Origin of the sequence: Streptomyces sp. NBC_00457 (assembly GCF_036014015.1) — a bacterium.
GTDB lineage: Bacteria > Actinomycetota > Actinomycetes > Streptomycetales > Streptomycetaceae > Streptomyces.
Window position 1 is genome coordinate 1,496,555 of sequence record NZ_CP107905.1, and the last position, 13,301, is coordinate 1,509,855.

The 13,301-nt window shown below is 68.6% G+C and carries 14 protein-coding genes and 3 pseudogenes; 8 read left to right on the forward strand and 9 right to left on the reverse strand.

The window, feature by feature from the left end; translation table 11 throughout:
• Window positions 1-95: 95 nt before the first annotated feature.
• Window positions 96-542 carry a DUF1772 domain-containing protein gene (locus OG828_RS06865; RefSeq protein ID WP_328351476.1) on the reverse strand — a complete coding sequence of 149 codons (447 nt, stop codon included), beginning with the start codon at window positions 540-542 and terminating at the stop codon, window positions 96-98.
• Window positions 543-633: 91 nt separating this feature from the next.
• Between OG828_RS06865 and OG828_RS06870 the strand changes: the two genes are divergently transcribed.
• Window positions 634-1,212, forward strand: a complete 579-nt coding sequence (locus OG828_RS06870; protein ID WP_328351479.1) for a TetR/AcrR family transcriptional regulator — start codon at window positions 634-636, stop codon at window positions 1,210-1,212.
• A gap of 353 nt (window positions 1,213-1,565) precedes the next feature.
• On the opposite strand, the gene OG828_RS06875 is transcribed toward OG828_RS06870, so the two are convergent.
• Window positions 1,566-1,859: a hypothetical protein gene (locus OG828_RS06875; RefSeq protein WP_328437155.1), complete on the reverse strand. Its 294-nt coding sequence runs from the start codon at window positions 1,857-1,859 to the stop codon at window positions 1,566-1,568.
• 336 nt (window positions 1,860-2,195) lie between these two features.
• Between OG828_RS06875 and OG828_RS06880 the strand changes: the two genes are divergently transcribed.
• Window positions 2,196-3,431 carry a PP2C family protein-serine/threonine phosphatase gene (locus OG828_RS06880; RefSeq protein WP_328500462.1) on the forward strand — a complete coding sequence of 412 codons (1,236 nt, stop codon included), beginning with the start codon at window positions 2,196-2,198 and terminating at the stop codon, window positions 3,429-3,431.
• On the opposite strand, the pseudogene OG828_RS06885 reads toward OG828_RS06880, so the two are convergent.
• A pseudogene (locus tag OG828_RS06885) lies at window positions 3,363-3,571 on the reverse strand (hypothetical protein). The gene OG828_RS06880 and the pseudogene OG828_RS06885 overlap by 69 nt on opposite strands.
• A gap of 204 nt (window positions 3,572-3,775) precedes the next feature.
• Here OG828_RS06885 and OG828_RS06890 point away from each other — a divergent pair.
• Window positions 3,776-4,819, forward strand: a complete 1,044-nt coding sequence (locus OG828_RS06890; protein ID WP_328500463.1) for an alpha/beta fold hydrolase — start codon at window positions 3,776-3,778, stop codon at window positions 4,817-4,819.
• Window positions 4,820-4,967: 148 nt separating this feature from the next.
• On the opposite strand, the gene OG828_RS06895 is transcribed toward OG828_RS06890, so the two are convergent.
• The 4 genes from OG828_RS06895 to OG828_RS06910 all read right to left on the reverse strand — a co-directional run bounded on the left by OG828_RS06895 (window position 4,968) and on the right by OG828_RS06910 (window position 7,449).
• The gene (locus tag OG828_RS06895) at window positions 4,968-5,378 is read right to left on the reverse strand and encodes a nuclear transport factor 2 family protein (protein WP_328500464.1); all 411 of its coding nucleotides are present in this window, start codon (window positions 5,376-5,378) and stop codon (window positions 4,968-4,970) included.
• Window positions 5,379-5,380: 2 nt separating this feature from the next.
• Window positions 5,381-6,187: an MBL fold metallo-hydrolase gene (locus OG828_RS06900; RefSeq protein WP_328500465.1), complete on the reverse strand. Its 807-nt coding sequence runs from the start codon at window positions 6,185-6,187 to the stop codon at window positions 5,381-5,383.
• Between the two features lie 44 nt (window positions 6,188-6,231).
• Window positions 6,232-6,840, reverse strand: coding sequence for a DsbA family protein (locus OG828_RS06905; protein ID WP_328500466.1), 609 nt, complete (start codon window positions 6,838-6,840; stop codon window positions 6,232-6,234).
• A gap of 114 nt (window positions 6,841-6,954) precedes the next feature.
• Window positions 6,955-7,449 carry a MarR family winged helix-turn-helix transcriptional regulator gene (locus OG828_RS06910; RefSeq protein ID WP_328500467.1) on the reverse strand — a complete coding sequence of 165 codons (495 nt, stop codon included), beginning with the start codon at window positions 7,447-7,449 and terminating at the stop codon, window positions 6,955-6,957.
• A gap of 393 nt (window positions 7,450-7,842) precedes the next feature.
• Here OG828_RS06910 and OG828_RS06915 point away from each other — a divergent pair, with 393 nt between their 5' ends.
• The 3 genes from OG828_RS06915 to OG828_RS06925 all read left to right on the forward strand — a co-directional run bounded on the left by OG828_RS06915 (window position 7,843) and on the right by OG828_RS06925 (window position 9,796).
• Entirely contained in the window at window positions 7,843-7,998 is a 156-nt protein-coding gene (locus tag OG828_RS06915) for a hypothetical protein (RefSeq protein WP_328500468.1), read from the forward strand.
• Between the two features lie 307 nt (window positions 7,999-8,305).
• Window positions 8,306-9,349 carry a zinc-dependent alcohol dehydrogenase gene (locus tag OG828_RS06920; protein WP_328500469.1) on the forward strand — a complete coding sequence of 348 codons (1,044 nt, stop codon included), beginning with the start codon at window positions 8,306-8,308 and terminating at the stop codon, window positions 9,347-9,349.
• Between the two features lie 18 nt (window positions 9,350-9,367).
• Window positions 9,368-9,796 (forward strand): hypothetical protein, encoded by a 429-nt coding sequence (locus OG828_RS06925; RefSeq protein ID WP_328500470.1) that lies wholly within the window; start codon window positions 9,368-9,370, stop codon window positions 9,794-9,796.
• Window positions 9,797-9,798: 2 nt separating this feature from the next.
• Here the strand turns inward: OG828_RS06925 and OG828_RS06930 are convergent, their stop codons facing one another.
• Window positions 9,799-10,494 carry a hypothetical protein gene (locus tag OG828_RS06930; RefSeq protein WP_328351667.1) on the reverse strand — a complete coding sequence of 232 codons (696 nt, stop codon included), beginning with the start codon at window positions 10,492-10,494 and terminating at the stop codon, window positions 9,799-9,801.
• A 295-nt stretch (window positions 10,495-10,789) separates the two neighbouring features.
• Between OG828_RS06930 and OG828_RS06935 the strand changes: the two genes are divergently transcribed.
• Together OG828_RS06935 and OG828_RS06940 are read left to right on the forward strand one after the other, a co-directional pair.
• Window positions 10,790-10,999: a hypothetical protein gene (locus OG828_RS06935; RefSeq protein ID WP_328500471.1), complete on the forward strand. Its 210-nt coding sequence runs from the start codon at window positions 10,790-10,792 to the stop codon at window positions 10,997-10,999.
• Window positions 11,000-11,412: 413 nt separating this feature from the next.
• Window positions 11,413-12,763 (forward strand): annotated as a pseudogene (locus OG828_RS06940) (SMI1/KNR4 family protein); the annotation flags it as partial.
• Here the strand turns inward: OG828_RS06940 and OG828_RS49475 are convergent.
• Window positions 12,757-13,231 (reverse strand): annotated as a pseudogene (locus OG828_RS49475) (IS630 family transposase); the annotation flags it as partial. The pseudogenes OG828_RS06940 and OG828_RS49475 overlap by 7 nt on opposite strands.
• Window positions 13,232-13,301 lie beyond the last annotated feature (70 nt).

Sequence of the window (13,301 nt, forward strand, 5' to 3'; positions counted from 1 at the left end):
GCGTGCAGTGACCACCGGTTGACGATCACGTGGCTGAGCTGTGGCACACCTGTCACACGACCCCGGTACAGCGGCGTGAGGGACTCTCAGCGGGCTCAGGTGAGAGCGGCCGCCAGGCAGGCGAAGGCGGCGATGATGACGGCGACACGGACGTAGTGCCAGCGGTCCCAGCGCTTCATCTGCTCCTTCCAGTCGGCCGGCCGGCTGCCGGCGGTCCACGTCTTGATCCGGTTGTTGATCGGGACGAGCACCAGGATCGACATGAGCACGCTGACAATCAGCAGCGCGGCGGCGGTCACGACGAGGCCGGTGCCCTCGTCGTCCCATCCGGCGACGGCCCAGACCCCGACGAGGACGAGCGAGCCGATGTACCAGAACGGCATCACGGCGCCGCCCACTCGGGCCCCGTGGACGCGGCCGCGCAGGCCGTTGTCGCCGGGGAGCGCGTTGAGGATCGGGTTGCTGAAGACGGGGCCGGAGAACTCCACCCCCACCATCACGCCGACGACCACGATGGTGACGACCTCGAGTGCATTGAGCATGATGACCCCTCCTGGGATCTAGCGCTGCTAGCTGATGAAGCAACGCTACCCATGCTGCCGCTCGGTTGTCTAGCGATGCTAGAATCGACTCATGTCGGTACAGGAACGCAAGGAGCGCGAACGGGCGGCCCGCGAACGCCTCATCGTGGCCACGGCCCGCGAACTCGCCGAGCAGCAGGGCTGGGACGCGGTCACCACCCGGCGGCTCGCCGAACGCATCGAATACAGCCAGCCCGTCCTCTACAGCCACTTCCGCGGCAAGCGCGAGATCATCGGCGCCGTCGCTCTGCAGGGCGCTTCCGAGATGGCCGTGGCGATGCGGGCCGCAACCGCCGCCGCCGAGGGCCCCCGCGCCCGGGTCACCGCGCTGGCCCGTGCCTACCTCGCGTTCGCCGAACGCCATCCGGCGGTCTACGACGCCCTGTTCCAGCTCGACGGCGGCCTGGCGTACGCGCAGGAGGACACCCCCGAACCGTTGAAGGACGCCTTCGCCGCGCTGCTGGAGTGCCTCAGCGAGGTCGCCGGGGACGGCGTGCGCCCGGAGCTGTTCACCGAGACGTTCTGGGCGTCCCTGCACGGACTGGCCACCCTGACCCGAGCGGGACGGCTCCCACCGGAGGACACCGAGCGCAGGACGCAACTGCTGGTGGACCGGCTCGCCATGCTCTGACACACCGTCCCGGCGAGCACACGGCCGGGCCGCACCATCATCCACTCCGACCACGGAGTGCAGTTCGGCTCCTGGGCACCCAACTCGGGACAGCCCGGAGCCTCCACCGAAGGCACGCGAGGACCTCGGGATCCGGCTTCGGGAGCTTCGCCTCACAGCACTTGAAGGCCGACTCACCGGTACACCGCTTGCGCAGCGGCTTGGCATGGTGCAGATCCCGGATTACGCCCGACACGTCTTCGTCCGGCATGTACGGCACAGACGCGCAGAACCTGATGGCCCAAGGACTGGTTGGCCGCCCGTGACTTCACCGGACGGCCAACCCAGCAGACACCACGTTCTAGAGCACGCCCTTAGTGGCCAACGCTGTTGCTGCAGCCCATGGTCGAGCCGATGTGCTTGCTCTGCCCACCGGCGTTGCCCTCACCGTTGAGCGCGTTGCCCAGCAGGCCGTTGAGGATGCCGACCTGGCCGAGGACGTCGACGTTCAGGTCATGCGACTTACATTCGGAGCTCTGCATGACCTTGTGCCCCTTGCCCTTGTCGCCGTGACCGTCCTGGCCGTTGGCGCTGGCGGTACCGGCGCCCAGGATTCCGACGCTGCCGAGGGCGACGACCACGACGGCGGCGTTGCGAAGCTTGTGCATGTTCTCTCCGATGGAGTGCGGGGTGCGCGATCTGTAAGAGATCGACTTCGTACAGTCACGGGAGATTAATATGAAAAATCAGAACATTGTACGGCGACACGCCGAGGGTGCTTGACGACACGGTGGTCTCGGCCTGGGCCGGATCCAGCGACCTCTCGTCGAGGCTCAATGCCACGGGCCTCAGCCATGGGCGCTCGGTGCCCTCCGAAGGCCTCATCCACTCCGCCCGCCTTGTCCTTGCGAAACGGACCGGCCGTCCGGCGGGCGCAGCTGGCGGACACCTCGTAGGTTGAGAGGTGAATCGGTCGCGCTCGTAAAGATCGGCAGGTCACGCGCGTGACGCCAGCGGAGATCAATTTCGAGGAGCTGTTCGACGCCGCACCGAACCCGTACTTGGTGCTGGACGCCGACCTGGTGATCCGCTATGCCAACCGTGCCTACCTTCAGGCCACCGGAAGGACCCGCGAAGAACTGGCCGGGCAGTACATCCTGGAGGCGTTTCCAGTCACACCGGCCGCGCCGGCCGCGGCGCGTGACTTCGGCGCCTCACTCCAGCGCGTGCTGGACTCCCGCGAGCCCGATGTGGTGGCTCCACAGCGATTCGACATTCCCGTTGCCGACCGCCCAGGTGAACTCGAGGAGCGGTGGTGGTGCGGGATGTCCAGCCCCGTCCTCGGGCCGGACGGCACCGTGAAGTGGATCATCGCACGGGCCGACGATGTCACCGAGTTCATGCATTCCCCTGTCATCCATGAGTTCACCTCGCCACTGAGCAACCAGGCAACAGGGATCGCGGCCCTGGTGTATGCCCGGTCGCATGATCTGGAGCAACTGAACGAGCGGCTGCGCCAGGCGCATGCCCGTGAACGTGAAGTCGCCGTCGCTCTGCAGGAGGTGATGCTGCGCTCGCCCGACTTGGACAGGCACCGGGACATCGCTGTGCGCTACCTGCCTGCCCTCGGATCACTCAACGTGTGCGGTGACTGGTATGACGTAGTCGATCTGCCACCCGATCGCTACTCCATCGCCGTCGGGGACGTCGTCGGCCACGGCCTTGAGGCTGCTGCCGTCATGGGCATGCTGCGCAGTGCCTTGAGCGCGGCCATTCGGGCCGTCCCCAGCCCGGCCCAGGCCCTGGAGGTACTGGGCCTGTACGCCCGGGCGGTCGACGGCGCGCTGGCCACCACCGTGGTCAAGGTGCTCATCGATCCGCGCAGCCGACTGATCATCTACAGCAACGCCGGTCACCCTCCGCCGGTACTACTCCGTCCGGACGGCAATTGGCAGATGCTGGATCAGGCCACCGACCCGCCGCTGGGCGCACGTCCGGAGCATGTCCCCCGCCCTCAGGCCGGCCTGTCCTACACCCCGGGCGACACCCTTGTGCTCTACACCGACGGCCTCATCGAACGCCGCGGCGAAGACATCGACACCGGCCTGGCTCGGCTGACCGACGCCCTCGCTCGGTGCAGCACGCTCCCGGTGGAAGAACTCGCCGACGGACTACTGGACCACCTGGGAGTCACCGGCGGCAGCCAGGACGACATCGCTCTCGTCGTGGTCCGTCTGTAACCCTGCCGCGGCCGGCACTCGCTCCGCCTCCGCGAGGGCGGTGGGCGGCACGACGGGGGCTCGGCCCGTACCGTCTGCAACAGGCGCAGATAGGCCTGCACTTCGGTGCGTTCGTGATCGGTGAGTACGGCGGTCGGCATCGGACGGCTCTCCCGGTTCGGCTCGGCAGCGGTGGCACTGGATCCAGCTTGCCGTCCGCCACTGACAATGCCCTTTCCGACGTGTCGGTTCGCCCGGTTAGCGGAGGCGAAACCTCACCGAAATCCCTTGTGGGACAAGGGCCCTACGCTGGAACCGAGCGTTTGGAGCCGCATTTCCTGCGGCCCGGAACGGGAGGTGAGCCGGTGGTCGACGACCCACGACAGCGCCCGCGGCCCATCAAGCGGCTGCGCCCAGTGGGCGACGAAGAACTACGGCTGCACCACCGCGTCGTGCACGGCTACCGCCGTGCCTACCGCATGGCCGGCCAGGGCCCGGTACTCGTTCTGATCCACGGCATCGGCGATTCCTCGGCAACCTGGGCCGAGCTCATCCCCGACCTCGCCCGCACCCACACGGTGATCGCCCCCGACCTGCTCGGCCACGGCGCCTCGGACAAGCCCCGGGCCGACTACTCGGTCGCCGCGTACGCGAACGGGGTGCGCGATCTGCTGTCCACGCTCGACATCGAACAGGCCACACTGGTCGGGCACTCGCTCGGCGGCGGCGTCGCCATGCAGTTCGCGTACCAGTTCCCGGAACGCACGGAGCGGCTGATCCTGGTCAGTGCGGGCGGCGTCGGCCGCGAGGTGAATCCGGTCCTGCGGGCGGTGTCGCTGCCCGGCGCCGATCTGATGCTCTCCGCGCTGCGCCTGCCCGGCATGGGTGTGCAAGCACGCCTGTTCGCCCACCTGATGCGGCTCCTCGACACCGATCTGGGCCAGGACGCACCGGAGTTGCTCACCCTCGTGGACGCGCTTCCCGACGCGACCTCGCGCAGCGCCTTCATCCGTACCCTGCGCGCCGTGGTCGACTGGCGCGGCCAGGTGGTGACCATGCTCGACCGCTGCTACCTCACCGAGGGCATGCCCACGATGCTGATATGGGGCGACCGGGACAGCGTGGTGCCTGTACGGCACGCGTACGGGGCGCACGAGGCGATGCCCGGCAGCCGCCTGGAGATCTTCGAGGGGGCCGGGCACTTCCCGTTCCACACCGACCCCGCGCGGTTCCTCTCCCTCGTCGAGGAGTTCACGAGTACCACCGGCCCGGCCGACTGGAGCCGGGAGAACTGGAGCGGACTGCTCCGCGCCGGACGTCCGGGCAGCACGGCGGGACAGCCGGACACCGCGCAGAACCGGGCCGCGGAGCGGGACATGAGAGAGGCGAGCGAGCGCAGCGCGACGTGATGCCGCGCCGGCCCGGTCTCCTCAGATCCCTCGGGCCAGTCCTTCACCTTCTCGAAGAAGCGCCGTCTGTTGACCGTGCTGCGGGTGATCACAACGTCCGTCAGCGGATCGGCGCGGCCGCTCACCTCGCCCAAGAGGGGGGAACGCGTCAGTCGGCCATCGCCTCGCGGACGAGCGCGGTGTCGACGAACTGCTCGAAGCGGACGATGAGTCCACCACGTACGACGAAGTGGTGGGCGACACGGACGTCGATCGGCTTACCGGTGGCCTTGTTGACGGCCGTGTAGCGGGCCAGGACGACGACATTCTCGCCGTCGACGACGTAGGTGTCGTCATGGGCGGCCCAGCCGTCCCAGTCCTGGCCGAGCTTCTCCATCACGTTGGCGGTGACCCCGTCGGGGGTGCGGTAGGTGCCGGCGAGGGGGAAGCCGGCCATCTCGGTCCACTCCACGTCGGGGGCGAGAGTGGCCCGCAGGGCTGTCAGGTCCCCCGCCGCGGAAGCGAGGTACTGGCGGCGTACGACATCCGCGGGAGCGGTAGAGGTGGCGAACTCGGCCATGGTCAGCCCCACTTCATCTCGCCCTTGGCGACCTTGGCGCCGATCTGGGCGGCGATCACCATGCCGTTGCCGGGGTAGCGGGCGACGAGCGCCTCGGTCAGCGCGGCACCGTCGGCCGCCTTGCCGAACTCCTCATCGAAGGCGAGCAGGTAGTCGCGGGTGGCGGCGATGGCGGAGGCGTCGGCGGCGGTGTCGGGCAGACGGTGACCCGGGACGACCAGTTGCGGGTCGAGGGCGGCCATCTCGTCCAGCAGGTCGATCCAGGCGGCACGGTCGCCGGGGGTGGGGGTGTCGGCCACCCAGACGTGCTCCTGCTGGAAGAGCAGGACGCCGCCGAGGATCGCGCGGTGCTCGGCCTGCCAGAGGTAGTGGCGGTCGGGCAGGCCGGCCGGGCCGCCCTTGAGCTCGAAGCGGTGGCCCTCCAGGGTGAGGTCGCCGGTCAACGGGGTGAGGTCGACCAGGCGGGTGGGCAGGTTCGGGCCGAGGGCCGCCCACGCCTTGAGCTTGCCCTCGTAGGAGTGCCGGATGTGCTCGATGACGATCGGCGTGGCGACGAAGACGGCGTCGGGGAATGCGTCGGCGATCACTTCGGCGCCGAAGTAGAAGTCGGGGTCGGCGTGGCTGACGAACACGGTGGTGAGCTGCTTGCCGGAGTCGAGAATCTCGGCGGCGAGGCGGTGGCCGTCGGCGCGGGTGAAGGCGGCGTCGACCAGCAGGGCCTCGTTCTCACCGGTGACGAGGGTGGCGGTCTTGTTCTTGCTGCCGACCGGGAAGTCGAGGTCGAGGATCTTGAAGGAGAGGGTGCTCATCGTGGGTTCCTTTGCGCAAGGGGTGGGGTGGGGACGGGGGAAGATCAGTGAGTGGCGAGGCGTTCGTCGACCTCGTCGGCCGTGGCGTGGCCGTAGGCCAGCGGGACGACCGAGTCGCTGTCGACGGCCAGCAGTGTGGGGAACCCGGTGACGCCGAGTTCGGCCGCCCGGCGGAAGTCGGCGCGGACAACGGCCTGCGCCTCGGGCGCGTCGAAGGCGGCGACGACAGCATCCGCGTCGAGCCCGGCCGCCTGGGCGACCGTCCGATAGGTGGTCGCCTCGGACAGGCTGTGTCCGTCGACGTAGAAGGCGGCCTGGAGGGCCGTGGCCAGCTCCGCCGCCCGGTCGGGGGCGACCTGACGCAGGGCCGCGAAGCCACGGGCGGCGGCTTCGGAGTCCATCACGAACGACCCGTCGGCGATCAACTCCTCGTACGCCTGGCCGAACTCGGCGCCGGTCAGTTCGGCGATCTTGGCGTTGGCGCCCTGGATGTAGCCGAACTCGCGGATCGGCACCCGGCGCCGCCCCATGAACAGACCGCCGGAGACCACCTCGACCGGCAGCCCGGGATGACGGGAGGCGACCTCGCGCAGGGTTCCGGAGAATCCGTGCGACCAGCCGCAGTAGGCGTCGAAGACGTAGACGAGCTTCATCGATGACCTCGGCAGAGAGGGGCGCTCGCCGGTTGCGAGCGATTCATCTGACCAAACAGTAACTGACTCGTCAGATATTTCTCGACCCGTGTGAACTGGGACACACGAGCGTGTTCAGGGCAGCCGGGGCAGCACGTCCCGAGCCGTGTGGCTGAGGATCCGCAGGTCCTCCGAGAACCGATCGCGGTCCGCCGCGGGCACGGGCTCCACGAAGTACCGCTTGATGTTCTCCAGGTGCACCAGCGACGCGCGTACGGCCGTCTCCTCGCCCAGCGGGGTCAGTCGCACCAGCTTGCCGCGCCGGTCCTCGGGGGATTCCGCGCGCGTCACCAGGCCCGCCGTCTCCATTCGGTCCACCAGTCGGGTGGCGCCGCCGGTGGTCAGGACCTGCTCCTGCGCGATGGCCCGCATGGAAAGCCCCGGCTCACCCGCTCGCCCGAGGATCAGCAGCACCTCGAAGATCAGATGGCTGATCCCGCACTCCACCTCGAGCGCCCGGCCGAGGATGTACTCCAGCCGGTTCGCCGCCCCTTGCAGCCGCCCGAACGCCAGGATGAGCTCGTGGTCGGCGGCGTCCTTCGCCGTCCTGATCTCGGCTTCCTCACCCACGGCCACGCCGCCCCTCTCGTCGTCCCGGTACCACCGTACCGATCACGCATGGGACGGCCGACGAGCCGGCATCAGGTCGGAACGCCGAAGGGCAGCGGCTGTGCGGTGGTGTTCCCACACGGGAAGCTGTTCATCCCATCCCACGGCGCACGGGGCATATCACCTCACCCCTTGATGGCTCCGGTGAGCATGCCCTTGGCGAAGTACTTCTGCAGGGAGAACGGCACCGTCCGGGCGTGACCGTAGGCGACACAACGTCCGACGAGCCCCTCGACCCGCTGCGCGACGTGGTCGACGGCCTGTTCACGCCCCCGCGGTGAACAGGCCGGACCGTGTGGCCCGCTACACCACAGATTGCCCCGGCTCGTCCCCCGAAAGGAAACTCCCGAGCCCGTGCTGTGGTTCCTCTTCCTGTTCAACCTCACCGCCGCCGTGGCCGCACCCCTCGTGGTCGACGGCACCCAGGGCTACCTCACCAGCGCCGGCATGGGCGTGGTCTCCCTCGGCGCGGGTATGGGCCTGCTCCGGAGTCGCACGCAGCAAGCCTGACCACCTCGTTCGCACACGCCAAGGCCGGCGACCGGACTCCCCCGGTCCGCCGACGTCGCCCCTTTCGAGGCCAGAGTCGGCCCAGCGCCGTGCCACCGTGCCGACGTGAGCAGATCCACCACTCACCTCGCTTGACTTAAGTAACACAATACGCTTGCCTAACTCAAGCAATTGATCGTGCGAAAACAGCTGTACGACGCCCAGCTGGGGTCACCGTCCCACCGGCTGGTCCTCGACACCTCCGTTCCACGGCAAGCCCTCGCCGCCGGGGTCGACCCCTCCGTATTCCATGAAAGCGAGTAGTGCGATGACCACGATGAAGTCCGCCCTGACCGGCGCCCAAAACCACATCGCCATGGTGGACGTCGAACGCCCGGTGCCTGGGCCGAAGGACATGCTGATGAAGATCCGCGCCTGCGGCATCTGCGGCACCGACACCTTCTTCCTGCACCTCGGCGGCATGCCGACCGGGGCCGACGGCTCGATGCGCTCCATACCGCTGGGCCACGAACCGGCCGGCGAGGTGGTCGAAGTGGGCGCCGAGGTCACCGGCTTGAAGGTCGGCGATCGTGTGGTCGTCAACCCGCAGGGCGCCCTGTCCGGCATCATCGGCTGCGGCGGCGAGCTGGGCGGCATGAGCGAGTACCTGCTCATCGAGGACGCCGAAGTCGGCAAGAGCGTCGCGGTGTTCCCCGACACGGTGCCCTTCGACGTGGCCGCGCTGAACGAGCCGATGGCGGTCGCCCGTCACTGTGTCAACCGCTCCGAGGCGAAGCCGGGCGACAAGGTGGTCGTCTTCGGCGCCGGTCCCATCGGGCTGGGTGCCACGATCTGGCTGAAGCTGCGCGGTGTGAAGCACGTCGTGGTGGCCGACGTCATCCCCGAGCGGCTGGAGACGGCGCTGGCCGTCGGCGCCGACGCCGTCATCAACTCCGCCGAGGAGGACGTCACCGCCCGGCTGACCGAGCTGCACGGCGAGGCGGCCAACGCGCTGGGCCAGCCGCGAGCGGGCACCGACATCTACATCGACGCGGCCGGCGTCGCCGCCGTCTTCAACGCCACCGTCGATGCCGCGAAGTGGGGCGCCAAGCTGGTCATGGTCGCCGTACAGAAGAAGGGCGCCGACATCGACCTCGGCGGCATGCTGCGCAGCGAGCTGACCCTCATCGCCTCGCAGGGCTACCCGACCGAGATCTTCGAGGTCACGCCGGAGATCGTGGAGCACCACGAGCGGTTCGCCAAGCTGATCAGCCACCGGGTCCCGTTCAGGGAGGCCGACCGTGCCTTCGGGTTGGCCATGACGCCGGGAGCGGCCGAGAAGGTGGTCGTCACCTTTGGCGACGAGGGGTAGGCCCGCTACCGGGACTACGTGCACAACGATCTCGTCCCCGCCTTCGGCAGCCTCAAGCTGGACGAGCTCAGGCACCGGCACATCAGCGCTTTCGTCACCGGCCGGCTCGCGGGCCCTGCGGCGGCCTTCAACTCCCGTATCTCCGACGATTTCCTCAGGCCCACCGGCACATGGCAGAGGCTCGAGTGCGATAGCGGACAGCCCCATCAGCCCGGTTGGCCGACCAGAGCCACCATGCGACTGCTGACCGAAGAAGGCTTCGACAACACCATGGTGGCCGTCGAACGGGTCGAACGTTTACTCATCAACCGAGGGACTGTTCAGGAGCGGACGGCCGACGTGCGCAACCGCCTGTCCGCACGCGCGACCTGGGCGGCTGCGGGCGCGCTCGTGCTGGGCGAGGCGCCGCCCCACCCTGAGACAGGGCCGGGCCTGGCACGCCCTTGACATCAGGACACGGTGAACGCGTCACCAGTCACGTCGCGTTCGAGGCTCGCGCCCTGGAAGCCGTAAGTACCGATATCCGCGACCTTGATCAGCAGGCAATAGCGGTCGACCGAGCCGATGATGTCGGCCACTTGGCGGTGGTTCCTTTTGAGAAAGTGGATCGCGGCCTGGTTCGCGAGGGAGCTCTGGCCGCAGACCAGCACGACTGGGCGAGTCGCCTGGGGCGGCATGAACTTGGCCACCAGCGCATACTCCACTTCGCTCTTCCGGAAGAGGTAGCGCCTGCCGCCGACGACGAACGCCACCGACTCAGGGCCCGGACCGTACGGCAGGATGCTGACGCCGGGCACATGGGCCGCGAGGTGGCCGCCTGTACGGAGGTTGGCCTCGCCGAGCGGACCGCCGATGCAGAACTCCGTGCGGTCGTCGTTGCTGCCACGGAAGTCGTCGGCGGATTCGGTGGCCACGCCACAGCCGAGCTGGCCGGCCAGGGTCGCCAGCTCGATCATGGCTCGAATCTCTTTGTGCGTCGCGACTCCTCGCGCGTCGTGCTTGTTGCCGATGACGATGAAACAGGTCTCCCCCGGAACAAGGCCGAAGAAGTCCGCCTTGCGCCGCAACACGCGGGCACGCTTGCCGCGCTCCCAGAGCCAGACGCACCCACCACCGATGAGGCTGGTCACCAGACCGACCAGCACATTGACGAGTACGGAAAAGATCGTCGCCCCCTCGCACCCCCACCGCGCACAGCGGTTCCGTGCGCCTCAAACGCCGTTGATCCTCCACGACGAACCCAGCCGGTGACAACCGGACAAGAGCCAGTGCCGCTCCACGCCGGCCGCAACAACGGCTCCGCCGACCGGGAGACCGTCTACAAACTCGCCGGCTACGGAGCGAATCGCATGTTGCGCGGTTTCACGAGACCGGTGGCCACCGCCGCCCGCCGCCCGCCGCCTCCACGAGCTTGGTCTCATCGACGGCGCACCGGAGGAATTGCTGCGCGCCGTGTACGACGGCGACGTCCTGGCAGCGGGCTTCGACGTCCCCGATTACACCGCTCCGATGTTGAAGCGCATCGCCAAGCACTTCGACGCTCACGACGTCATCACGCTGGCAACCGACGCCGACTCCGACACCAGCGACGAGGGCACGGGATACGACCCCGAGGCCGACGAAGACAGATGCGCACTGGGCTGCGCGTGAACCGCCATCCAGCAGCGTCGCGGGATCCGACTTCAATCGTGAGCGACATGGCCCTGGCGACTCAATGGCGGCCGTCCGGCGCGGATCCAAACCAACGGCGATCCTGATCGCGACGGCGAGGCCGACCGTGCAACCCGCACGTCTCAGCCGGTAACCCCCTTCGTCACGGCCACCGCACTGGACGGGCGCCCTCGGCCCTTCGCGGACGGCTTCGAGAACCGCTTCGACGTGAGCGACCACCGTCGGCTCTACCGCTTCCGGCATGGGCAGGTCGTGCGCTACGAGACAGCGATCCTCGCCCTGCAGTGGGGCACGCATGCCGGCACAACCAGCCGTGCCGGGCGCGTGCGAGAGTCCCGTTGGCCGCAGCAAGCAGCGGAGCACTGTCAGTGGCGGGTGACACCATCGGGCGCATGACGGACACCACGGCATTCGACTGGCGGTCCTTCCTGCTCAGGTGGAGCGGGGAGTGGGCGGATTCCCTGCCGGACGGCGAGACGCAGAGCGAGGACGACGAGACCGCGCGGCGGACAAGGTGGCTGGGGTTCCCGCCCGCATCCGCGGAGCGGATCGCAGCCATGGAACGGCGCCTCGGCTGTCAGATGCCCCCGTCGTACCGGGAGTTCCTCAAGGTCAGCGACGGGTGGCGGCACGCGGGCGGGTTCGTGTGGCTGCTGGCGGGGACCGAGGATGCGCGCTGGCACAACAACGAGTCGGGACTCGCGGACATGTTCGAAGAGTACCTGGACGATGACGCTGGGCCCGAGGAGCGGCGGGAGGTGGACATCTGGCGTCGCGGGCTGCAGCTCGACGTCGAGTCCGACATCACCCACGTGCTCATGGATCCCGAGGACGTGGACGGGGACGGTGAGTGGGCCGTCTACACGTGGGCGAGCTGGCGGGCCGCGCCACCCGAGCGGCACGCGAACTTCCTTGAGTTCATGCGGGACATGTACCGGGAGTTCCACAGCCTGCAGGCGCATCCGAGCGACGGGGAGCCGGTGTTCGCCAACGACACGACGCGAAAGCTGGACGCTCAGGTGGACGCGGCCCGGCTGGAGGCGCTGCGCGGTGACTGGGAACGGGCCGCAAAGACGCTGGACGAGGCCAGGGAGTTCGGCAGACCGCGGGCCGCCGGGCTGGGCGACCAGATCCGCCGCCTGCTCGGACAGACCTACATGGTGTACTTCGACGGCATGGTGACGGATCCGCAGTACGCTCCCGAGCTGCTGCCACCGCTGGTCGCCGAGCACGCGGCGCACTCGTACCGGGACGACTCCACGCTGACGTTACCATCTGCGGGGCGCCGACGACGACCTGGTGTCACTGGCTTACGCGACGCTGGACCAGGTGAGGGACGGAACGTACCGGTACACGGCGGCCGGACCGTTCGGGGAAGCGGTCGAGCGGGCGCGGGAGCTGGCGCGGTGGGGAGACACCGACGAGGCATGGCGGACACTGATAAGTGCTCTGCCCCTGTGGGAGCCGCTGGGACCGGACCACCTGGCGCCCCTGGGGTGGGTGGCCGACCCCGTGCTCGACCCGGGCGACCTGGCGTAGCTCGCGGAGCCGGACCCGGGCAACAACCGCACGTCCTACCGGTTCGTCCTGGTCGAAGGGGTGGAGCCGGAGGAATTGCCCGGACGTCTCGCGGACGGGGACGGCACCCTGCTGAACGAACCCATGACCCTGTGGGAGGCGCGCCGCAGATCGCTGCACAACAAAAGAGAGTTCTCGTCGTACGACGACAGGGCCCTCATCGCAAAACCGGCCTCGTCCTCGAAGACCAGGTAAGCCCCAGCGCCGCCGCAGTCATTCCACCTGCGGCCACACATCCTTCTTCCGCCACACCGCCGCCATCGAGCAGTCGACCTGGAACATGAAGGCGATCACCGCTCTGATCCGCGCCACGGTCCACCGCTGGTCCTTCCAGCCATGCACGGCCGGCCCGCGCGCCAACTCCTTCTCCAACTCGGCGAACTGGCCATCGGAGAGCTTGGGCAGTTTCGGCGGCCCCGCAGAGGCCAGGGCATCCATCCCGCCCCGCCGCCAAACCCGCCGCCAGCGCTCCACCGACCGCTCACTGACCCGCGGATCCTTCGCGATCACCACGTTCTTCTCACCACGAGCGAACCGCTCACAGGCCTCATACCGGATCCGCTCCCGAAACCGCCGCCGCTCTGCGGTCAGCCCGCCACCCTGCGCATACCACTTACCACCGGCCCACCGCAGGGATCAGCACACGTCACCCCGACAACACCCCGAAGAGATTCAGTAGTCCCATCTCGGTCAGCGCATCGTC

Coding starts and splice junctions, on each gene's coding strand:
- OG828_RS06865 (WP_328351476.1), bottom strand. CDS start 542: ATGCTCAATGCACTCGAGGTCGTCACCATCGTGGTCGTCGGCGTGATG.
- OG828_RS06870 (WP_328351479.1), top strand. CDS start 634: ATGTCGGTACAGGAACGCAAGGAGCGCGAACGGGCGGCCCGCGAACGC.
- OG828_RS06875 (WP_328437155.1), bottom strand. CDS start 1,859: ATGCACAAGCTTCGCAACGCCGCCGTCGTGGTCGTCGCCCTCGGCAGC.
- OG828_RS06895 (WP_328500464.1), bottom strand. CDS start 5,378: ATGGCCGAGTTCGCCACCTCTACCGCTCCCGCGGATGTCGTACGCCGC.
- OG828_RS06900 (WP_328500465.1), bottom strand. CDS start 6,187: ATGAGCACCCTCTCCTTCAAGATCCTCGACCTCGACTTCCCGGTCGGC.
- OG828_RS06905 (WP_328500466.1), bottom strand. CDS start 6,840: ATGAAGCTCGTCTACGTCTTCGACGCCTACTGCGGCTGGTCGCACGGA.
- OG828_RS06920 (WP_328500469.1), top strand. CDS start 8,306: ATGACCACGATGAAGTCCGCCCTGACCGGCGCCCAAAACCACATCGCC.